The sequence below is a fragment of the Halomonas citrativorans genome (assembly GCF_900163645.1).
Taxonomy (GTDB): domain Bacteria; phylum Pseudomonadota; class Gammaproteobacteria; order Pseudomonadales; family Halomonadaceae; genus Vreelandella; species Vreelandella citrativorans.
Map to the genome: position 1 here is coordinate 151,212 of NZ_FUKM01000048.1, position 21,293 is coordinate 172,504.

20 protein-coding genes are annotated in these 21,293 nt (G+C 53.9%); 6 read left to right on the plus strand and 14 right to left on the minus strand.

The features are described 5' to 3' along the window. From rng to CZ787_RS11930, 5 genes are all read right to left on the minus strand, one after another. A complete protein-coding gene (gene rng / locus CZ787_RS11910) occupies positions 1-1,464 on the minus strand; it encodes a ribonuclease G (protein ID WP_087109449.1) in 1,464 nt (487 codons plus the stop codon). Positions 1,465-1,538: 74 nt separating this feature from the next. Next, a complete protein-coding gene (locus CZ787_RS11915) occupies positions 1,539-2,141 on the minus strand; it encodes a Maf family protein (RefSeq protein ID WP_087109450.1) in 603 nt (200 codons plus the stop codon). 2 nt (positions 2,142-2,143) lie between these two features. Beyond that, positions 2,144-2,632 (minus strand): rod shape-determining protein MreD, encoded by a 489-nt coding sequence (mreD, locus tag CZ787_RS11920; RefSeq protein ID WP_087109452.1) that lies wholly within the window; start codon positions 2,630-2,632, stop codon positions 2,144-2,146. After that, on the minus strand, positions 2,632-3,573 hold the full coding sequence (gene mreC / locus CZ787_RS11925; protein ID WP_087109454.1) for a rod shape-determining protein MreC: 942 nt from the start codon (positions 3,571-3,573) through the stop codon (positions 2,632-2,634). Before mreC ends, mreD begins: the two co-directional genes overlap by 1 nt. Before the next feature lie 24 nt (positions 3,574-3,597). Then, positions 3,598-4,635 (minus strand): rod shape-determining protein, encoded by a 1,038-nt coding sequence (locus tag CZ787_RS11930; RefSeq protein WP_087109456.1) that lies wholly within the window; start codon positions 4,633-4,635, stop codon positions 3,598-3,600. A 234-nt stretch (positions 4,636-4,869) separates the two neighbouring features. On the opposite strand from CZ787_RS11930, the gene gatC reads away from it, so the two are divergent. The 3 genes from gatC to gatB all read left to right on the plus strand — a co-directional run bounded on the left by gatC (position 4,870) and on the right by gatB (position 8,185). Beyond that, positions 4,870-5,157 (plus strand): Asp-tRNA(Asn)/Glu-tRNA(Gln) amidotransferase subunit GatC, encoded by a 288-nt coding sequence (gene gatC, locus CZ787_RS11935; protein ID WP_087109458.1) that lies wholly within the window; start codon positions 4,870-4,872, stop codon positions 5,155-5,157. 113 nt (positions 5,158-5,270) lie between these two features. Continuing rightward, entirely contained in the window at positions 5,271-6,731 is a 1,461-nt protein-coding gene (gatA, locus tag CZ787_RS11940) for an Asp-tRNA(Asn)/Glu-tRNA(Gln) amidotransferase subunit GatA (protein WP_087109460.1), read from the plus strand. Further along, positions 6,731-8,185, plus strand: a complete 1,455-nt coding sequence (gene gatB / locus CZ787_RS11945) for an Asp-tRNA(Asn)/Glu-tRNA(Gln) amidotransferase subunit GatB (RefSeq protein WP_087109462.1) — start codon at positions 6,731-6,733, stop codon at positions 8,183-8,185. The genes gatA and gatB overlap by 1 nt, the downstream gene beginning before the upstream one ends. Before the next feature lie 77 nt (positions 8,186-8,262). Here the strand turns inward: gatB and sixA are convergent, their stop codons facing one another. The 4 genes from sixA to CZ787_RS11965 all read right to left on the minus strand — a co-directional run bounded on the left by sixA (position 8,263) and on the right by CZ787_RS11965 (position 12,261). Beyond that, positions 8,263-8,745: a phosphohistidine phosphatase SixA gene (gene sixA, locus CZ787_RS11950; RefSeq protein ID WP_087109464.1), complete on the minus strand. Its 483-nt coding sequence runs from the start codon at positions 8,743-8,745 to the stop codon at positions 8,263-8,265. Next, complete coding sequence (locus CZ787_RS11955; RefSeq protein WP_087109465.1) at positions 8,738-9,805, minus strand: NAD(P)H-dependent glycerol-3-phosphate dehydrogenase; 1,068 nt, start codon at positions 9,803-9,805, stop codon at positions 8,738-8,740. The genes sixA and CZ787_RS11955 overlap by 8 nt, the downstream gene beginning before the upstream one ends. A gap of 101 nt (positions 9,806-9,906) precedes the next feature. Then, the gene (gene htpG / locus CZ787_RS11960; RefSeq protein WP_087109466.1) at positions 9,907-11,811 is read right to left on the minus strand and encodes a molecular chaperone HtpG; all 1,905 of its coding nucleotides are present in this window, start codon (positions 11,809-11,811) and stop codon (positions 9,907-9,909) included. A gap of 102 nt (positions 11,812-11,913) precedes the next feature. Then, the gene (locus CZ787_RS11965) at positions 11,914-12,261 is read right to left on the minus strand and encodes a YkvA family protein (protein WP_176372216.1); all 348 of its coding nucleotides are present in this window, start codon (positions 12,259-12,261) and stop codon (positions 11,914-11,916) included. A 101-nt stretch (positions 12,262-12,362) separates the two neighbouring features. Between CZ787_RS11965 and CZ787_RS11970 the strand changes: the two genes are divergently transcribed. Beyond that, the gene (locus CZ787_RS11970) at positions 12,363-14,312 is read left to right on the plus strand and encodes a transglycosylase SLT domain-containing protein (RefSeq protein WP_087109468.1); all 1,950 of its coding nucleotides are present in this window, start codon (positions 12,363-12,365) and stop codon (positions 14,310-14,312) included. Between the two features lie 55 nt (positions 14,313-14,367). Here the strand turns inward: CZ787_RS11970 and CZ787_RS11975 are convergent, their stop codons facing one another. Beyond that, entirely contained in the window at positions 14,368-15,024 is a 657-nt protein-coding gene (locus CZ787_RS11975; RefSeq protein ID WP_087109470.1) for a LysE family translocator, read from the minus strand. Positions 15,025-15,159: 135 nt separating this feature from the next. On the opposite strand from CZ787_RS11975, the gene CZ787_RS11980 reads away from it, so the two are divergent. Continuing rightward, on the plus strand, positions 15,160-15,363 hold the full coding sequence (locus CZ787_RS11980; RefSeq protein ID WP_018915713.1) for a cold-shock protein: 204 nt from the start codon (positions 15,160-15,162) through the stop codon (positions 15,361-15,363). A 61-nt stretch (positions 15,364-15,424) separates the two neighbouring features. Here CZ787_RS11980 and CZ787_RS11985 read toward each other — a convergent pair whose 3' ends face one another. The 4 genes from CZ787_RS11985 to CZ787_RS12000 all read right to left on the minus strand — a co-directional run bounded on the left by CZ787_RS11985 (position 15,425) and on the right by CZ787_RS12000 (position 20,472). Then, a complete protein-coding gene (locus tag CZ787_RS11985; RefSeq protein ID WP_087109472.1) occupies positions 15,425-16,213 on the minus strand; it encodes a hypothetical protein in 789 nt (262 codons plus the stop codon). Positions 16,214-16,256: 43 nt separating this feature from the next. After that, entirely contained in the window at positions 16,257-17,216 is a 960-nt protein-coding gene (yegS, locus tag CZ787_RS11990; protein WP_087109474.1) for a lipid kinase YegS, read from the minus strand. A 38-nt stretch (positions 17,217-17,254) separates the two neighbouring features. Beyond that, the gene (gene pepN / locus CZ787_RS11995) at positions 17,255-19,885 is read right to left on the minus strand and encodes an aminopeptidase N (protein ID WP_087109476.1); all 2,631 of its coding nucleotides are present in this window, start codon (positions 19,883-19,885) and stop codon (positions 17,255-17,257) included. 101 nt (positions 19,886-19,986) lie between these two features. Next, positions 19,987-20,472, minus strand: a complete 486-nt coding sequence (locus CZ787_RS12000) for a YajQ family cyclic di-GMP-binding protein (protein ID WP_087109478.1) — start codon at positions 20,470-20,472, stop codon at positions 19,987-19,989. 216 nt (positions 20,473-20,688) lie between these two features. Here CZ787_RS12000 and cobO point away from each other — a divergent pair, with 216 nt between their 5' ends. After that, on the plus strand, positions 20,689-21,288 hold the full coding sequence (cobO, locus tag CZ787_RS12005; RefSeq protein ID WP_087109685.1) for a cob(I)yrinic acid a,c-diamide adenosyltransferase: 600 nt from the start codon (positions 20,689-20,691) through the stop codon (positions 21,286-21,288). Positions 21,289-21,293: the final 5 nt, after the last annotated feature.

Below are 21,293 nucleotides of genomic sequence, written 5' to 3' on the forward strand. Positions count from 1 at the left end.
TCACATCAACACAATGTCGTACTGCTCTTGTGAGTAGTGTTGCTCCACCTGAAAGCGAATCGTTTTATTAATAAACGTTTCCAGGTCTGCCACTGCCGCCGACTCCTCATCCAGCAGCCTATCAACGACGGCCTGGGAAGCGAGCACGGTATACGTTTCAGGGCTATAGGCGCGTTCTTCACGCAGAATCTCGCGGAAGATCTCGTAGCACACCGTTTCAGGGGTTCTGAGCGTGCCGCGTCCGCTACAGGTAGGACATGCATCGCACAACGTTTGCTCAAGGCTCTCACGAGTACGCTTGCGCGTCAGTTGCACAAGCCCTAACTCGGTAACACCGGTGCATTTGGTCTTGGCATGATCACGCTCCAGCGCTTTTTCGAGCACACGAATAACCTGGCGCTGATGCTCTACCTCCACCATATCGATAAAATCGATGATGATAATACCGCCCAGATTGCGTAACCGAAGCTGGCGGGCAATGGCCGTTGCGGCCTCAAGGTTGGTCTTGAAAATGGTCTCTTCGAGGTTGCGGTGCCCAACGTACCCCCCCGTATTGACATCAATTGTCGTCATCGCCTCGGTCGGGTCAATGACCAGATACCCGCCTGACTTCAGTTGCACCTTGCGGCCCAGCGCCTTCTGAATCTCATCTTCTACACTATAGAGATCAAAAATGGGCCGCTCGCCTGGGTAGTACTCAATTCTATCCACGGCATAGGGCATAAACTCTTCGGCAAATTCGACCAGTTTGACAAAATTTTCCCGAGAATCGATACGCACTTTCTCGATGTCATCACGCATCACATCGCGCAAGGTACGCATAAATAGCGGCAAGTCGTCATAAATGACGTTGGACGGCGCCGCGCTAATTTTGCGCTCGGCAACTTTACGCCAGATACGCAGCAAAAAGTGCATATCGCCCGCCAGTTCCTCATCGCCGACGCCTTCAGCGGCCGTGCGCACGATAAAGCCGCCGGTCACTTCCAATGTTTGCTCAGCAATGCTGCTATCCAGCAGGGCCTTCAGGCGCTCGCGTTCACGCTCATCTTCAATGCGCTGCGACACCCCATGATGAGGAGAATCGGGCATATACACCAAGTAGCGAGAGGGAATAGAGAGATGCGTGGTAAGACGCGCCCCTTTCGTGCCAATGGGGTCCTTGGTTACCTGTACGACCAGCGCTTGTCCCTCGTGCAATAACTGCCCAATGGTTTGCTGCTCATCAACGGGCGTGCCGGAGGGCATAACTTCATGGGCATGAATAAACGCCGCGCGCTCAAGGCCAATATCGACAAAGGCAGCCTGCATGCCAGGCAATACGCGAACCACTTTGCCTTTGTAGATATTGCCTACAATGCCACGTCGCCGTGAGCGCTCTATAAGCGCCTCTTGCAAAACGCCATTTTCAACGAGCGCAACCCGTGTTTCCATGGGCGTTAAATTGATGAGGACTTCACCGCTCATGCAAAATTCCTTCTCGGTTCACGTATTTCACACCCGTTACAGAGGGCATGAGACGACGAATAAGTGTGCGAGTATTAATGCCCCATCCAAATAGGCACTCCCTGCTGGCAAAGCAACTGCGCCGTTTCATAAAGCGGCAAACCCACGACGGCAGAGTGGCTACCCTTGATTTCTTCGACAAAAATGGCGGCCAAGCCTTGTATGGCATATCCGCCCGCCTTGTCCGCTGGCTCACCCGTTAACCAGTAATCGCTAATTTCCTGAGCGGTGATCTGTCGCATCTTGACGTCCGTCGTTACGCAACAACACAGCACCCCCTTGGGCCCCGTAACAGCCACCGCCGTCAGCACCTGATGTGTCCGATTCGACAACTGCCCCAGCATGGCGGAGGCACCTTCTGCATTAACCGGCTTACCCAGAATAGTACCGTCTACCACTACGGCGGTATCCGACCCAAGCACCGGTAACAGCGTCTTCGGTGCAGCGGCCAAGGCCTTGGCAACCGCAAGACGCTTTACATAAGCCGCTGCTGACTCTCCCGGCTTCGGCGTTTCATCTACATCGCTGGGTATAACACTCACCGTCACCCCAATGGACGCCAGCAGGTCTCGTCGCCTGGGTGAAGCAGACGCTAAACAAAGCATGGGCGATGATGTAGTAGCCAGCGTTGATTGCATGCCTAAGACCCCAGTAAGCGTCTTTCCAGTGCCTTAAACATGGTAGCTAACCATGGCCATAAAAAGGCACTGATTAACGCCGACATCAGGAAAGAGAGGTGTATCGAGAACTCCCCGGTTAAGGTACGCAACCACTGCTCGACTAACTGCACCAGGCCAAGCAGCACCAGCACCAGTAGCGACTGTTGAACCAGTGAATACGCTCGAAAGCGCGGATAAACCAGGGCGCATAGAAACGCTAATAACGACAATATCAGCGCATGCTGGCCAAGCGCAGTTCCCTCTATCAGATCAAGCAGCAGCCCAAGCACAAAGCCATGGAAAACACCGACTCGGTCAGGTGATCGCATACACCAGTAAATCAGCATCAGACCGATCCATTCAGGCCGATAAACTTGCCACCCCTCGGCCAGTGGCATGACTTGCAAACACAGCGCCAGAATCAAGCTAAACCACACCACTACCAAAGGTACGACAGGTACGCGCGCCATTAGCGAACCTCCTGAGGGTCAGCAGGTACCGTTGGCGCAAGGCGCTGGGCTGCATGTATCGCGCTGGCTGAGATATCCATGGACTCATCCCAAATTGAATCTTCGATGTCTTCGCGCGGCGGTGGGAAAAGCAGCAAGAAATGACGAGCACGCTGCAACTGGGCAGTAGGTTCAGCCGTTACATGCGCAAATGGCTGACCGGGGTCATGATAAACGTTGGTAACGCGCGCAACGGGGTATCCCGGCGGAAAACGACCGGCAATCCCTGATGTGGTGAGCAAGTCGCCTTCCCGAATATCCGCCGTGTCTGGCACGTGTAATACATTGATGCTGCCATAGCGACCAGCACCCTGGACAATAAAGCGCAATCCATTACGGTTAATCTGAACAGGGAGTGCATGGCTTGCATCTGCCAGCAACAGCACACGACTAGAGTACGCTGAAACAGCGGTCACTTGGCCTACCAGCCCCGACGCATCAATCACAGGCTGCCCAACATACGCCCCGTTACGATGCCCACGATCAACCACCATTTGATGGCTAAACGGGTCATTATCCAAGGAGAGCAGCTCTGCACTGATATAAGGAATTTGGCGTCGTTCTGCGGCGTTTAATAGATGACGAAGCTCGGTATTTTCAGCCGTCAGGTTGGCCATGCGCTGCCCACGATGAGACAGCGTCAGAATTTGTTCGCGCAGTCGACGGTTTTCATCCACCAATGCCTGCTGATCAGACAGCGCGAGCGCGCCCCAATTCAATAGATCGCTAGGCACGCTAACAATCCATTGAACAGGCGCAACAACCATCGTCATTTGGGCGCGCACGCCTTCCATGCGTGTAAATCGGTGATCGGCAAACATCAAGGCGCTTGCCGCCAGCACGCAGAAAAACAGCCGGTAGCCCGGCAGCGACCCGTGTGAAAATAGCGGTTTAATAGGCAATCCCCCGCGATAAACCGCTAAAAATTAGTCGCTTGAGAGCAGCTCAAAAGTGTGCTGATCGATCATTTCAAGCGCTTTACCGCCGCCTCTTGCCACGCAGGTAAGTGGGTCTTCGGCAACGATGACCGGCAACCCCGTCTCTTCAGCAATCAGCTTATCAAGGTCGCGCAGCAACGCGCCACCGCCTGTCAGCACCAAACCGCGCTCTGCGATATCAGAAGCAAGCTCTGGAGGCGACTGCTCAAGTGCGCTCTTAACAGCAGCGACAATCGAGCCGAGTGTTTCCTGTAGCGCTTCCAGAATCTCGTGCGAGTTTAACGTGAAACTGCGCGGTATACCTTCCGCTAAATTACGCCCACGGACGTCGATTTCACGCAGCTCACCACCGGGGTAGGCGCAACCAATCTCTTCCTTGATTCGCTCAGCCGTGGCTTCACCAATCAAGCTGCCATAGTGGCGGCGCACGTACGCGGTGATCGCCTCATCAAAACGGTCACCGCCTACGCGGATCGATTCTGAGTAGACCACGCCATTAAGCGAAATAATGGCAATTTCGGTGGTACCACCACCAATATCTACCACCATCGAACCTTGCGCTTCCTCAACCGGCAGCCCTGCACCTATGGCCGCGGCCATTGGCTCTTCGATCAGGAACACTTCACGGGCGCCAGCCCCTTCAGCCGATTCACGGATCGCTCGCCGTTCAACCTGCGTTGACATGCACGGTACGCATACCAGTACGCGCGGGCTAGGCGTCAGGAAGGTGCTTTGGTGCACTTTACGAATAAAGTGCTGAAGCATCTGCTCGGTGACCGTAAAGTCGGCGATAACGCCGTCTTTCATGGGCCGGATGGCGGTAATATTGCCAGGCGTACGTCCCAGCATACGCTTTGCGTCGGCACCTACCGATGCAACGCTACGCATACTGCCAGACTGGCGAATGGCGACAACGGACGGTTCATCGAGCACGATGCCACGACCGCGAACATAAATCAGTGTGTTGGCCGTACCCAGATCGATCGACAGATCGCTGGAAAACAGCCCCCTCAAACGTTTGAACATGGATGTTGTTACCTAGTGCAGACCGGGAACCCTGTGCGGATGCAAACGGTATCACCGCAACCCCTTGGCAGCAAGCACGAGTCGCGCTGAACACTGCCCGCGGAGGTCAAAATGTGCTACCTTTTGCGGCTATTTTCCACGTCTGCTACACAAGACGTTTTTTTCGATGACTGATTGTATACCGTATAACGCGGAATATGTTCCATCTCACGTTTTAGCGAGGAATTTTCGATCATGGCGCTTGAAGAATCTCATGTGCGCCGGGCTGCGCATCTGGCCCGACTCGCCGTCAGCGATGACCAGGCTATTGGCTTTGTAGACGATCTAAGCCGCATTCTGGACATGGTCGACCAACTACAAAGTATTGATACTGAGGGAGTTTCTCCGCTCTCACATCCATTGGACGCCACCCAGCGCCTGCGTGCGGACGAAGTAACCGAAACCAACCAGCGCGACACCTTTCAGCGTTGTGCTCCGGCAGTGGAAAACGGCCTATACCTGGTTCCCCGTGTCGTTGAGTAAGAAAGCCTGTGTTTCAAAGACTGTTTTAATGACGGTTTTAACGACAGCTTTAATGACGGTTTTAACGACGGTTTCCACACTTTTCATACGTTCTCGAACGGAGCTTTCGGGTCATGCTTGATAAAACGTTAACGCAACTCGCTGCCGCCTTAAAAAGTGGTGAGTTTTCCAGCCGCGAGCTAACCTCGCACTATTTACAAAAAATTGAAAAAGCTGACAGCAAGATCAACAGCTTTATTACCGTGACCGCTGAACAGGCGCTTAATCAGGCCGAAGCGGCCGATAAAGCACGCGCAGCGGGTAATGCTGGGCTGCTTACCGGCATTCCTTTGGCGTTAAAAGATATTTTTTGTACACGCGATGTAAAAACCAGCTGTGGCTCCAAAATGCTGGATAACTTCATCGCGCCGTATGATGCCACCGTAGTAGAGAAGCTTAATGCGGCCGGTACCATCAGCCTGGGTAAAACCAATATGGATGAGTTCGCCATGGGCTCCTCCAATGAGAATAGCTACTACGGTGCAGTTAAAAACCCTTGGGACTTAACTGCTGTTCCCGGCGGTAGTTCCGGCGGAAGCGCTGCTGCAGTCGCTGCCGGCCTTGTGCCGGCGGCCATGGGCACCGATACCGGCGGCTCCATTCGCCAACCGGCGGCTTTTTGCGGCATTACTGGCTTGAAGCCCACTTACGGGCGCGTTTCGCGCTACGGCATCATTGCCTACGCATCCAGCCTGGACCAGGCAGGCCCAATGGCCCGCTCGGCTTCCGACTGCGCGCATTTGATGAACGTGATTGCGGGTCACGACGTACGCGACTCCACTAGCGTCGCTCGCGGCGTGCCGGACTATACCGAAACCCTCAACGCACCGCTTTCAGGTCTAAAAATCGGCCTACCCAAAGAGTATTTTGGTGATGGGCTAGACCCCGAGGTCGAAAAAGCCGTGCGTGACGCGGTAAGCGTGTATGAGTCACTGGGTGCGACGGTACGCGAAGTGAGCCTTCCACATACTCACTATGCGATTCCGGCCTACTACGTCATCGCCCCGGCGGAAGCTTCCTCCAACCTGTCGCGCTATGACGGTGTGCGCTTTGGCCACCGCTGTAATGAACCGGTCGATTTAATCGATCTTTACAAGCGCAGCCGTGCGGAAGGCTTCGGTGAAGAGGTAAAACGACGCATTCTGATTGGTACGCATACTCTTTCAGAAGGCTTTTTTGACGCTTACTACACCAAAGCGCAGAAAGTTCGCCGCTTGATTCGCCAGGACTTTTTAGACGCGTTTGAAGATGTTGACGTCTTGATGGGGCCGGCCTCGCCGACTCCGGCCTTTGACCTCGGTGCTAAAAAAGATCCGGTCTCGATGTATCTGCAGGATATTTATACCATTGCCGTGAACCTGGCGGGCATCCCCGGCATCAGCGTACCCGCAGGCTTTGCCGGCGGCCGCCCAGTAGGCTTACAGATTCTGGGTACGCACTTTGCTGAAGCGCAGCTTTTAAATGTGGCGCACCAGTATCAGCAAGCGACCGACTGGCACCTTCAACTTCCTGCTATTGCCGAGGAGCACGCCTAATGCAATGGGAAACCGTAATTGGGCTGGAAGTCCACGTTCAGCTCGCTACTCGCTCCAAGATCTTCTCTGGCGCCTCTACCGCGTTTGGCGCCGAGCCAAATACCCAAGCATGCGCGGTTGATTTGGGCCTTCCAGGAACGCTTCCTGTGCTCAACGAGCAGGCCGTGGCCATGGCCGTTCAGTTTGGTCTAGCGGTCCATGCGGATATTGCTGAAGTATCAGTATTTGATCGTAAAAACTACTTCTACGCGGACCTGCCCAAAGGCTATCAAACCAGCCAGATGTATCAGCCCATAGTGGGCCCCGGTGACGTGGAAATTACCCTGGATGACAATACCACCAAGCGTATTCGCATTCACCATGCGCACCTGGAAGAAGACGCTGGCAAGTCGCTGCACGAAGACTTTTTAGGCATGACCGGCATCGATTTAAACCGTGCTGGCACCCCGCTGCTAGAGATCGTTTCCGAGCCTGATATGCGCAACGCCAAAGAAGCCGCCGCGTATCTTAAAGCGATTCACTCCATCGTTACGTACCTGGGCATTTCCGACGGCAATATGGCCGAAGGCTCAATGCGCTGCGATGTAAACGTTTCCGTGCGCCCGAAAGGCCAGGAAGCCTTTGGCACCCGGGCAGAGGTCAAAAACGTTAACTCGTTCCGCTTTGTCGAGCGGGCGATTGCGTTTGAAGTAGAGCGCCAAATTGAGCTCATCGAAGACGGTGGCACTGTTGTTCAAGAGACACGCCTGTTTGATCCTGAGCGCGATGAAACCCGCAGCATGCGCACCAAAGAGGAAGCCAACGACTACCGCTACTTCCCCTGCCCCGACCTACTGCCCGTCGTACTTGATAACGCTTACCTGGACCACTTACGCAGCCAACTGCCTGAACTGCCCGCCGACAAGCGTGAACGCTTCAAGAGTGAGCTAGGTCTTTCTGCGTATGATGCTGCGGTGCTGTCTGCCAGCCGTGAAATGGCCGAGTTCTTTGAGGAAGTTCACCAGGTATGCGGTGATGCCAAGCAGGCCGCAAACTGGGTACAGGGCGAGCTTTCCGGGGCGCTTAACCGTGAAAACCTCACCATCAACAGTAGCCCCATATCGGCGCGCCAGCTGGGCGAGCTACTTAGCCGAGTGATTGACGATACGATCAACGGTAAAGCCGCCAAGCAGGTCTTCCAGGCGCTCTGGAATGGCCAGGGCGAAAGTGCCGACGCCATCATCGAAGCCAAAGGGCTTAAACAGGTCACTGATACCGGTGCGATTGAAGCCATGATCGACCAGGTGATTTCTGAAAGCCCGGCTCAGGTCGCGCAGTATCGTGATGCCGAACCTGAAAAACGCGGCAAGATGATTGGCTACTTTGTGGGTCAGGTAATGAAAGCCTCGCGCGGTACGGCTAACCCTCAACAGGTTAACGACGTGCTAAAAGAGAAGTTCGACGCGCTGTTGTAAGCATCAACGTTTGACTCGTACAGCAAAGCGAACGGCGGCCCAAGGGCCGCCGTTTTTATTACCTTAAAACGGTTATTTCAAGCCAACTGACGTGGCGACATATAACGCATTAACTGAGCGCAGCCTGATGCCCATACGTCTGCCTCTAACTCCGCAATGCCTGCGGTGGCGAACCCCAGCCCCTGGCCCGTTCTGCCCTCCACCAGCAGTTCCGTCAGATTACCCACCAGTGGCATATGGCTGACCAGCATTATCGGCGTACTGTCTGGTTGTGTTAACAACCAATCGCTTACCTTGGCCGGGTCATCCTCTGGGGTTATAAAGTCCAGCATGCTTAGCGAACAGCCTAATGCCTCAGCGACAATACGTGCCGTTTGTTGCGCACGCGCATAGGGGCTTGCATAGAGAACCGGTGCGAAAAACTCCCCTTTTGCCAAACGTGCAGCCAGCCATTGCGCCATCATGGCAGCTTCGTGCTCCCCCTGCGGGGTGAGCAGCCGTTTACTATCCGGATAGCCGGGCACGGCTTCTCCGTGGCGCATAATGAATAAGCTACTCATGCCAGCCTCGATTATCCAAATGGGCCTGCTGAACCGCCTCACGGGGCAGAATAAATTCTACATCACTGCTCTGCTCGCCCATCATCAGCGTACGCGCCATATCCTGAGCAGGCACACCGCCGAAGAGAACATGGGAGAGGCCTTCGGCAAGCGGCATATATACGCCCATTTCCTGCGCCTTGGCACACACCAGCTTAACCGTATTGACGCCTTCAGCCACTTGGCCAAGCGCAGAAACAGCCTCTTCAAGGCTGCGCCCCTCGCCCATGGCATATCCCACGCGATAATTACGCGACAGGTTCGACGAGCAGGTCACAATCAAGTCGCCCACCCCGGCAAGGCCAAGGAATGTCATGGGGTTGGCCCCCTGAGCCACAGCAAAGCGGCTCATTTCAGCCAGCGCCCGAGTCATTAGCATGCTACGGGTATTTTCACCCATACCCAACGCAGCAGCCATGCCAGCCGCAATAGCGTAAATATTCTTAAGTGCACCGCCCAATTCCACCCCGTGGCGATCATTGCTGGCATAAACACGAAAGTAGCGGCAGCCCAATGCTTGCTGTACCCGGGTGCGTGTTAGCGCATCGGCACTGGCAATCACTGTCGCCGTTAGCTGCTTATCGGCTATTTCTGAGGCCAGGTTGGGGCCTGCGATGACGCCAATATGGGAAAAACCGGTTTCATCCGCTAACACCTGACTCATCAGCAGAAAGCTATCCGGTTCAATACCTTTGGTGGTGCTGACCAGAATTTGGCTTGCCTTTAGCCAAGGTTTCGCGGCCTGAACCACGCTTCGAAACGCCTTTGAGGGAATGGCGATAAGCACAAGCTCGGCATCGTCCAGCACCGTGTGCAGGTCCGTTGAGGCTTGAACGGCAGGATTCATCGCATAGTGCGGCAAGTAGCGACCGTTACGGTGCTCTTGATTAATTTGCGCGACCAGCGCTTCATCTCGCATCCATTGACGCACATGGGCACCGTTATCCGCCGCGATGCTGGCAAGCGCCGTACCGAAACTACCACCTCCCAGCACCGCGACCTTGATTTGCTGCTCAGCCATAAGGATGTCCTGAAAAAATCACGCGAAAAGTAACAGCTACTTTATCAAAACAAACGGCCCGCTTGGGAATCCAAACGGGCCGTGAGAGGTAGCAACGACGATTAAGCGGTCAGTACGCTGTTTAGACGCTTCACATAAGCGGCTGGGTCGTCCAGATGACCACCCTCGGCGATAATCGCCTGGTCAAGCAGGATATGCGCCAGCTGTGTGAATATCTCGCCTTCTGCTCCTTCCAGGCGTGCTACCAGCGGGTGCTCGGGGTTGAGTTCTAAAATGGGCTTAACCTCCGGCATTTTTTGCCCGGCGGCTTCCATAATGCGGCGCATTTGAAAGCCCATCTCATGCTCAGGCAGCACGACGCAAGCCGGTGAGTCGGTCAAACGATGGGTAACCTTGACGTCCTGTACACCATCGCTAAGCGCTTCTTTAACACGCTTCAACAGATCTTCTTTTGCCTTGGCTGTCTCTTCCTGAGCCTTTTTCTCGGCTTCGTCTTCGACATCACCAAGATCCAGCTCGCCTTTGGCCACATCCGCAAAGGATTTACCGTCAAACTCGGTCAGGTGGCTCATCAACCACTCATCGATACGGTCAGACAGCAGCAGGACTTCGATGCCTTTCTTGCGGAAGATCTCCAGGTGCGGGCTGTTTTTCGCCGCATTGAAGCTATCGGCCACCACGTAATAGATCTTCTGCTGGCCTTCTTTCATGCGCTCGACGTAGTCGGCAAGCGATTGATCCTGGGTAGCGGTGTCGCTGTGCGTGGACGCAAAGCGTAAAAGACCGGCGACTTTCTCGCGGTTGGCGAAATCTTCGCCTGGACCTTCCTTCAGCACGCTGCCGAAGGTATTCCAGAAGGTTTGGTACTCTTCGCTGTCCTTGGAAAGCTTTTTAAGCATATCCAGCGCACGCTTGGTCAGCGCCCCTTTGATCTTGTCGACCTGCGGGTCCTGCTGCAAAAGCTCGCGGGAAACGTTGAGCGACAGATCGCGCGTATCCAACACGCCTTTGATAAAGCGCAGGTAGAGCGGCAGGAACTGTTCAGCGTCATCCATGATAAACACGCGCTGCACATAAAGCTTAACGCCGCGAGCGCCATCGCGCTCATACATATCAAAAGGCGCCCGGCCCGGCACGTAGAGCAGGCTGGTGTACTCAAGCTTGCCTTCTACCTTGTTGTGGCTCCAGGCAAGCGGGTCGCTAAAGTCATGGGCAACGTGCTTATAAAACGCCTTGTACTCGTCATCAGAAACGTCGCTCTTGGGGCGCGCCCAGAGTGCAGTGGCTTCGTTAACGGTTTCCCACGTGGTGACTTCGCTGCCTTCGATGTCGTTGCCTTCATCATCCTTGGCCGTTTCTGTCTTGGGCATGCGCACGGGCACTTCAATATGGTCAGAGTACTTGCGCACCAGGTTTTGAAGGCGGTAATCGTCGGCAAACTCTTTAGCGTCTTCTTTCAGATAAAGCGTAATTTCGGTGCCGTGAAGCTCGCGCTCAATATCAGCGACGGTAAACTCACCTTCGCCTTTAGAGCGCCACTCAACGCCTTCAGAGGCGGCAGTCCCGGCTTTGCGAGTACGTACTGCCACTTCATCAGCCACAATAAAGCCTGAGTAGAAACCTACACCGAACTGGCCGATCAACTTGGCATCTTTTTGCTGCTCGCCTGACATCTGCTTTAAAAACTCAGCGGTGCCTGAGCGGGCGATGGTGCCTAGGTTAGCGATAACGTCTTCGCGGTTCATGCCAATACCGTTGTCGCGCAACGTAATGGTATTAGCTTCTTTATCGTGCTCAATTTCTACCCGCAGTTCGCTGTCGCCTTCGTACAGCGCATCGTTATCTAGCGCCGCGTAGCGCAGTTTGTCACAGGCATCCGCGGCGTTAGAGATAAGCTCACGCAGGAAAATCTCCCGGTTGGAATACAGGGAGTGAATCATCAGGTTGAGAAGCTGCTTAACTTCTGTTTGAAAGCCTAACGTTTCTTCGTGGGTCGCTGTTGACATTCGCCTAGCCCTCATCAATCACGTTTGTTTAGAGCTCCTGCCTCCCAATGAGACAGGAACGAAAAAATGTGTGAGTTGGATATGGGGATAAGCAGAGCGATTTCAAGAAGGTGAGTGTTGAGAAGTAGCGATATCAATATCACCGTACTTCCAGGCGCGGTAATCTACCAAGCGCTGGTCGATACGGTTGAGAAGCCAGCCAACGATAATGACATCGTCAATCAGACCTATGAAAACAAGAAAGTCCGGAATTAAATCGAACGGCATTGCAAGATAGGCAAGCGCCAGCGCCATCATGCCAAAGGCAGCCCAAGGCACAGGTCGAAAGCGACCGCTCAGGACATCAAACGTCATGGGCACAAACAGCCTCAGCGCCCGCCCGATACGTTTTACAGCCCAAAGGCGGGATTTAAGTCGACGAAATAGCCACAACGTGGATAATCGAGCCATCGTAATTGAATCCTCCAAGTGTCACGATTGTCTGAACACTATTTGCCCATTTCGTTCACTATTAGCGGTTGCCAATCCGTTAGCGAGAAAGAGAGAAAATTATGCAGGCATCGTCATTCAGATCCCCTTTTCGCACCCTAGGCGCGGCAATCCTGGTGGGCTTACCCATTGTCTCATGGGCCGCTTCTGATACCGCAATGCGCGATGCGTTAGAAGCCGCTCGTCAACAACAGTGGAACCACATCGACGAGCGCGCTATTGAAGACCATGTGCTGAGCGGCTATGTCGACTACCACCGATTACGCAATCAACTACCCAACGTCTCGACGGCCCAAGTACAAAGTTTTATTAACCAGCATAATGACTCTCCGCTTTCTGAGTGGTTACGCGGTCAGGCCATTGCCAAGTATGGCCACGCGGGGCGTTATAGCGATTTGCTGGCCGTTGCCGATGGCGAGCCTGCTGGCACGGCTCGCCAGTGTTATTACTATACGGCTCTCATGGACTCGCAGCCGCAACAGGCCGCTGAGGCAGGCCTCGCACTTTGGCTTGAAGGAAGCTCCCAGCCAGATGCGTGTGACGCCCTGTTTGACCACCTGCGAGCTAACGGCACGATTGATGCAACGGCTATCTGGGAGCGAAAAATGCTCGCTTGGCAAGCCGGTGAAGATCGTCTATCCACCTATTTAGGCGGGCTGCTCAGCGGCCAGTGGCACACCGCTATTGAAACCGCCGACCAAGTGAATACCAATACCCGCGCTGTCACCTCAGCGCCCGCCTGCCTTGGCCCTGAATGCGCGGCAACCGCCAGTTTCTACAAAGCCGCGATGCAGCGGTTCACCCGTGAGGATACCCCGGCCGCATTGAGTAGCTGGCAAACCATCGCGCCCAACGTGAACCTTCCACCCAGTGATCAGCAAGCCATTGAAGAAGAGTTGGCTTTCTATGCACTGGTACGCAATGTACCCGGCGCATTAGGCTGGGTAGATGACGTTCTTCCCTCGCTGGATAGCGAGCGCGTGCTGGAGCTACGCGTACGCCGTGCATTGGCAGACCGGCAGTGGCAGGAGGTGATTCACTGGATTGCGGAAATGCCCACCAGCCAACAAGAAAACAGCCGCTGGCAGTACTGGCTGGGGCGTGCCAACGAACAGCTGGGCAGCCAAGAGGCAGCCACCGCTCGCTACCGTCAGGCGGCGACCGACCGCAGCTTTTATGGGTTTGCGGCCGCTGAACAACTTGGCCAGCCTTACCAACTCAATCTTGAGCGCAATCATTTTGATGAGGCTTCACGCGAACGCACTGCACGCCTACCCGTGGTCCAGCGTACCGAAGCGCTGCTACGCATTGGCGAAGACGGCCTGGCCAATAGCGAATGGCTGTATGCGGTGCAAAACGGCACGCCCCAGCAGGCGCGCGCCCTGGCCGATTATGCGGCCCATCAACAGTGGCATGCACGCCTGGTGCAGACCACGATTGCTGGCAGCATGTGGGATGCGCTTGATTGGCGTTTCCCCGAGGCTTACCGAGAGAGCTTTATGCACTGGGGCCGCCAAACCGGTGTAGACCCGTATATGCTAATGGCGATTACCCGTCGTGAAAGTGCCTATAACCCGGTGGCGCTCTCTCCGGCAGGCGCCCGCGGTTTGATGCAGTTAATGCCCGGCACGGCAAGCCTGGTAAGCCGCCAACTGGGTATTAGCGACCCGGGGCCTTACGGCATTCTTGATCCTGAACTTAATATTCGCCTGGGCAGCACCTATCTGCGCGACAAACTGAACCGCTATCAGGGTAACCGGCTTGCCGCCGCTGCCGCCTATAATGCTGGCCCTGGGCGTGTTGATCAGTGGCTGGGAAGCGGCATGGAGTCATTTGATCTGTTTGTGGAAAGCATTCCCTTTAAAGAAACACGCGATTATGTGCAGGCGGTGCTTAGCTATCGGGTAATTTTTGAAAGCCTGGCCAACGGTGGTAACAGCGAAGGTGTTTCACTGTTGAGTGATAGTGAACAACAGGTACGTTACGACCGCGCTTTGCTGGCTCGTCAATAAGCGTACAAAGGTAATCGCGCTTACTGCCTGGTCAGTTTACTCACCAAGCGCCCAGTTATACTGGGCGCTGTTCCATCGCCAAACGAAGCCCAAACGCGACCAGCACCGCGCCTGTCGCGGCATTTAACACCTGCGCAAAGCGCACGCTGGCGAGCCACTTGCTGGCACCTCCCACCATGAATACCACGCTGATTTGCCAGATATTGGCAATGATAAAGTGGACACCTGCTAGCCACAGGGATTTGATCAACGCCGGATCCCCCGGCGCAATAAACTGAGGCAAAAAAGCCATATAAAAAATAATCGTTTTTGGATTCAACACATTGGACAGTAAACCTTCCTTAATCGGCTGCCAAAGCGGAACAGGAGAAGCGGCACCGATTACCCCTTTGACCGGTAATGGCTGGCCACGCCTTGCGGCTAACAAACTGGTGACCCCTAGCCATACCAGATACCCCGCCCCGACCAACTTTAATAGATGAAATGCCCAGGCCGACTGGAGCAGAATCAGTGAAATACCTAATGCCGAGATGGTCGCGTGTACAAACAGACCGCAGCAGATCGCTAAGCTGGTGGCAATGCCGTCCCGTGTCCCGCCTCGGGCAGTGTTACGGATAACCAGCAAGGTATCCACGCCAGGCGTAATCGACAACAGTGTAATAGCGACCAAAAAGGCCACAAACTGAGAATCAACAAGGTGTATTGACGACATATACGCGGCTCAAGAAAAGTTAAGAAACATTAGATTGTTACTGGACGACCCATTTTTTTGCATCTACATTGATTTTGGCGGGCGAATCCTATGTAGGTTCGCTTGATCATTATAAGCACGTTAAGGAAACGACTAATGGCAACTGGCACCGTCAAGTGGTTCAACGATACGAAAGGTTACGGCTTCATCTCACCCGATGATGGCAGTGACGACCTGTTCGCGCACTTCTCCGAAATTCAAGCGGAAGGCTTCAAGACCCTGCAAGATGGTCAAAAAGTCAGCTTTGAGGTAACGCAGGGTAAAAAGGGCCTTCAGGCTTCTAACATCCGCCTTGCTTAATCATGGCCGGATGTAGCGAGGCCCGCCAAGGCGGGCCTTTTTATTGCCTGCTCAACGCGCTTTATTGATGAGTAGCGTTAGTATTATCGTTATCTGCGTCTGCGTCTGCGTCTGCGTCTGCGTCTGCGTCTGCGTCTTCATTCAGAATAATCCCACGGCTACTACTGCCATTATGTTCACGCTCGATTTCCTGAAACTGCTCTTCAAGGCGCTTTTGGGCTTCCTCAAAGCGGCGTTCAGTATCCTCAATCAATGCATCAACATCGGTAGCTTCCCGGTTATCTTCCAGGCGAGAGCTTTCGGGTAGGCTGCTTTGTGTTTCCCATTCATTGGACAATGCTTCTTGCTCAATAGCATCGTACTCTTCGGCTTGTTGTTCAGCTTCTTCAAACTGCTCATTTAAGCGCCGCTGAGCTTCCTGAAAGCGCTGTTCAGTCTCTTCAATCATTTGATCGACGTCGGAGCGCGTTGCCTCTCCGGGCAATGCACCACCCTCTTGCAGTATCTCATCAGGGTCCGCCGCCAGAGTATCTTCGCCTGCCGTTACCTCCTGGGCCTCGGACTCGTCAGCGTTGACCGCATCATCTTGCATATCATCACGCAGCGCCTCGGCCTGCTCTAGCTCTTCAGCGGCTTGGCGCGCCTCAACGTCATCCTCTATCTCCGCAGGGCTTGGCATATCCGCGGCATTTTCAGCGGCGGTCGGCGCTTCTTCCTCTTGTACAACTTCATCATCAGAAACCGATGAAGACTCATCCGGTGTCACATCAGGCTCTTCTTGAGAGTCGCCACATGCGCTTAGCAATAGTGCCAAGGTGGCAATAACCGGTATCCATAAACGGTTTACCATTAGATTCCCCTTCTTAAATAACGCTTTTAAAGACAGCCTACGATCAGTGTCGGTCATTTGCTGACAGTAACGGGCAGCCCTCAGGTAATAAAATGCGCAGCGCCAACGGCACCACTTCAGCGCAAAAACGATCATACTGACACATTTCGCCGTCCAGCGTTAAGGGCCAAGCGGGATCATCTTTCTGAGTCTTTACGGTCAACTCAGTCGCTGTGAAATAGCGTACATACTGCCCATCAGAGGGAAAGCTCTGAAGCTCGCTAATCAGCGTCGGCAGTTCCGTTACGGAGCTAAAATCCTTCACCAGAAGAACATCCAAGCGGCCATCATCAAGCTTGGCACGTGGGGCGAGCACCTGTCCGCCGCCTGATTGCCGGCCATTACCTAACGCCAATAACAGCAGCGAGATATCCTGCTCTTTATCGCCCCAGTGGAGCGTGCCACGATAGCTGCGATGCCGCCAGGCTTTAAGCGCCCCCATCAAGGAGTATGCACCTCCGCCTAACAAACGTTTCAGCGTCTTCGGTGTTGAAGAGGTTATTTCCGCCCCAAACCCGCCCGTGGTCATGTTGACGTAGTACTGAACGACGTTTTTATTATTAGCCTCAGCCGTTACTCGCACGACATCAACGGGGTATGCGCTTAGTGTCATTGCCGCCGCCAGCGCAGGGCCTGGCTCCAACGGTACCCCCGTGGAGGTGGCAAAGTCGTTGGCACTGCCCAGCGGCACAACGCCCAAAGCGGGACGCTTATCATGAGCGACACGCATTAGCCCGTTAACCACTTCGTTAACAGTGCCATCGCCGCCGCAGGCGATGACATGGGTGATGCCCATATCACATGCCTGCTCGGCAAAGAGAGCGGCGTCACCGCCCTCCCACGTTGAGCGCACGGTAATCGGCATCCCTGCCTCACGCTGCTCTTCAACGGCTTCACGCAGTGCCGGGTTCCCGGCTGATTTACCATTTATAATCAGTAAAAAATGCGGTTGTGAGTCGTTCACCAATGTCTTCCCTTTCATGGTTGGAACGCTGGGAGTGCTTACGCCAGCGCTTTTTCAACTACTTCATATACATTCGAAGATAGTGGCTCTTTTTTGATACGTTCCAACTGCGCATGCATTAAGGCCTGGCGCGCTTCGTCAAAACGCTGCCAGCGTGTTAACGGGGTAACCAATCGCGCGGCAATTTCCGGGTTTAGCCGATTAAGCTCAATCACCACATCGGCAAGCAGCGCGTAACCCTTACCGTCCAGGCGATGGAAATTAACCCGATTTTGCGTAAAAGCACCCACTAGCGCACGTACTTTGTTTGGGTTCTTGATTGAAAATGCCGGATGCTGCATCAAGAACTCGACACGCTCCAGCACATCAGGCTGAGGCCGCGTCACTTGAATCGTAAACCACTGATCCATAACCAGCGAATCATGCGCCCATTTTTCGCCAAACGCTTTTAAAGCGGGTGACGACACGTCATCACGTTCGCTATGCACAAGCAACGTTAGCGCATAGCGCACATCGGTCATATTGTGGTCAGCGGCAAATTGGGCCTGACAAAATGCAATCGCCTGCTCATCCTCAATCGACATCAAATAGCTAAGCGCTATGTTTTTGAGGCTACGCTGGGCAATTTGCTCAGGCGTTGGAGCGTAAGCCTCCTCCGAGCGATTGGCTTCAAACGTGGCCACAAATTCATCGCGAAGTGCTAACGCCAATGACTGGCGCACAAACTCACGCGCTGCGTGAATCGCATCGACATCGACAATAGGCTGCTGCTCAGCAATGTAGGCTTCAGAAGGCAGGGTTAGCATCTCGGCAAGCACCGCCTTATCAGACACAGAACTTGTAAGCAGCGTTCTAAAGGCTTCCGTAACGCGGCCATCCATGACTTTTTCAACGCCATTACGATGCGCCGCGATCAGATCGTCCAACGCCAGCATGGCCAAGCGCTGACCGGCATCCCAGCGGTTAAAACCATCACTATCATGGGTGAGCAAAAACGCCAGTTCTTCACGTGAATAGGGGAAATGTAGCTTCACTGGCGCCGAGAAGTCACGCAGCAGTGACGGTACTGGCGCCTCGGCCACATCGGTAAAGACAAAGGTCTGCTCGTTATCGCGTAAATGGATCACCGCATCCTTGCCCAGCACTTCCCCGGCCATGGTCAGCGTTAAGTCCTGACCAGACTTGGTTCCCACCAGCCCCATCCGCACAGGGATATGCAGTGGCTGCTTCTCGGTTTGGCCAGGCGTGGCAGGCGTGCGCTGCCGAAGCGTTAGCCTGTATTCACTATGCACGTAGTCATATTCGCCGTGGGCATCAATCTCTGGCGTACCTGCCTGCGCGTACCAGCGCATAAATTGATCAAGCGTTTGGCCCGACGCCTCTTCCATACAGCCAACAAAGTCTTCAATGGTGACCGCCTGACCATCAAAGCGCTCAAAGTAGGCATCGGCCCCTTGGCGGAAATTTTCCCACCCCACCAGGTTACACAGCATACGCACTACTTCTGCACCCTTTTCATAAATAGTCAGGGTGTAGAAATTGGTGATTTCAATGTAGTGGTCGGGGCGCACAGGATGCGCAGTGGGCCCTGCATCTTCTGCAAACTGCGCCGTACGGAAAAAAGACACATCTTGAATACGCTTAACCGGCGCCGAGTTGGTATCAGCGGAAAAACACTGGTCCCTAAAAACGGTAAAGCCTTCTTTCAGAGATAGCTGGAACCAGTCACGGCAGGTCACTCGATTGCCGGACCAGTTATGGAAATATTCGTGGGCCACAATGCCTTCCACGTTTTGAAACGTGGCATCGGTGGCGGTATTGGGATGCGTAAGCACAGCGGCAGAGTTGAAAATATTCAGCCCCTTGTTCTCCATCGCTCCCATATTGAAATCGTTAACGGCCACAATCATAAACAGATCAAGGTCATATTCGCGGCCATAGGTCTGTTCATCCCACACCATGGAGCGTTTGAGCGAAGCCATGGCGTGCTCGGTTTTATCCAGATTTTCCTTTTCTACCCAAATTTGCAGCGTGACATCACGGCCGCTCATGGTAGAAAAGTGGTCTTCAACCTTGTGTAAATCCCCCGCTACCAACGCAAACAGGTAGCACGGTTTAGGATGCGGATCTTCCCATTTCACGAAATGGCGGCCGTTTTCTAATGTACCGCTGTCCACGGGGTTACCGTTAGCCAGCAAAACGGGTTCGTTGTTTTGATCACCAATGACCGTGACGGTAAAGGTGGCCATCACATCCGGGCGGTCGGGGTAGAACGTAATGCGCCGAAAACCTTCCGCTTCACACTGGGTACAGTACATACCGCTCGACTGGTAAAGCCCTTCTAGGGCAGTGTTAGCACCAGGCGCAATGTCCACCTCACTTTCAAGGCTAAACGTTGCCGGCACCTGCATAATACGCAGGCTGTCCTCATCCAATTGGTAATCCGCCTCCGCTAGCGGCGTGCCATCAATTGCCAACGAGACCAGCGACAGCTGCTCGCCATTCAGCACCAGAGGCGTTTGGGCATCTACGTTTTCGTTACGTTCAATCAACAATCGTGCTTTTACACGGGTGGCAGCAGGGTCAAGATCAAACGTCAGCTCGGTATGGGTGACCTGGTAGGCGGGCGGCTGATAGTCGCTTAAATAAACCGGCTGCGGATCAGACATAGTGCGTTAGCTCCTGTAATAAACGATGGTTGCGAGTAGGCAAAAAAGTGTGGGCAAAAAAACGGGGCAGCGCATAGACACCGCCCTACACGTGATAAGGCTTAATCGCGGAAATTATCAAACTGCAGAGGTAATTCAGGCCCCTCTTCTCCACGTAAAAGCGCCATAACGCCTTGTAAGTCATCGCGCTTCTTCCCGGTCACGCGAACTTTTTCACCCTGAATTTGCGCTTGGACTTTAAGCTTACTCGCCTTGATACGCTTTACCACATCCTTGGCTTCTGCCGCATCAAGCCCCTGCTTCAAAACGACTTCCTGACGTGCCTTCACCCCAGAAAGCTCGGGGTCTTGAATATCCATGCAGCGCGCATCAATGCCTCTGGCAATTAACCGACCGCGCAGTACATCCAACATCTGCTTAAGTTGAAAATCGACCTGGGCCTCTAACTGCACTTTTTCGCCTTCAAGGGCGAAGCTTGCGTCAACGCCTTTAAAATCAAAACGCGACTGCACTTCACGATTCGCCTGGTCAACGGCGTTAGACGCTTCGTGCTGATCAAATTCCGACACAATATCAAAAGAGGGCATAGCATTTTTCCTGGCAAGTTATGAAGGGTTATTTTAGAGCAGCAAGCCCCCTATCGGCCAATTCTGTTGTTGATTAGCCGCAAAAACCTCGATTCCCACGGAAAAGCTTAACAACTGTATAAATTTTATTCACATTTAAGCCGTCGTCACGGCATTGCAGGCTCTATATGGCGTACGCTAGAGACCTTCATGCAGCCTTTTAAGAGGAAAGCGACGGTGAAAGACCGCGATACACGCCATAAAGCGTCGATGGAAAAACTCAAAGCCCGCGTGGATGAAAAAGTAACCAGCGCCACAGAACAACGCGGACTGCTGCTGGTTAATACCGGGAATGGTAAAGGCAAGACCACGGCCGCCTGGGGCACCGTTACCCGCGCGTTGGGCTATGGCTATAAAGTGGGCGTTATTCAGTTTATTAAAGGCTTATGGGAGTGTGGCGAACGCAACCGTTTGGAAGATGATGCTAATCTTGACGTAGCAATTATGGCGACGGGCTTTACCTGGGACACCCAAAACCGTGAGGCCGACACTCAAGCCTGCCTGGCCGTTTGGAAAGAGGCTGAGCGCATGCTGGCTGACCCAGACACTTACCTGGTTGTGCTGGATGAAATTACCTACATGCTCAAGTTTGGCTACCTGGATATCGCCAACGTTAAAGCGGCGCTTGAAAACCGCCCCAGCGAGCAGACAGTCATTATTACGGGTCGTAATGCGCACCGTGAACTGATTGCCATGGCTGATACCGTCACCGAAATGCAGGAAGTTCGCCACGCCTTTAATAATGGCCTACAGGCACGCCGTGGCATTGATTTTTAATCAAT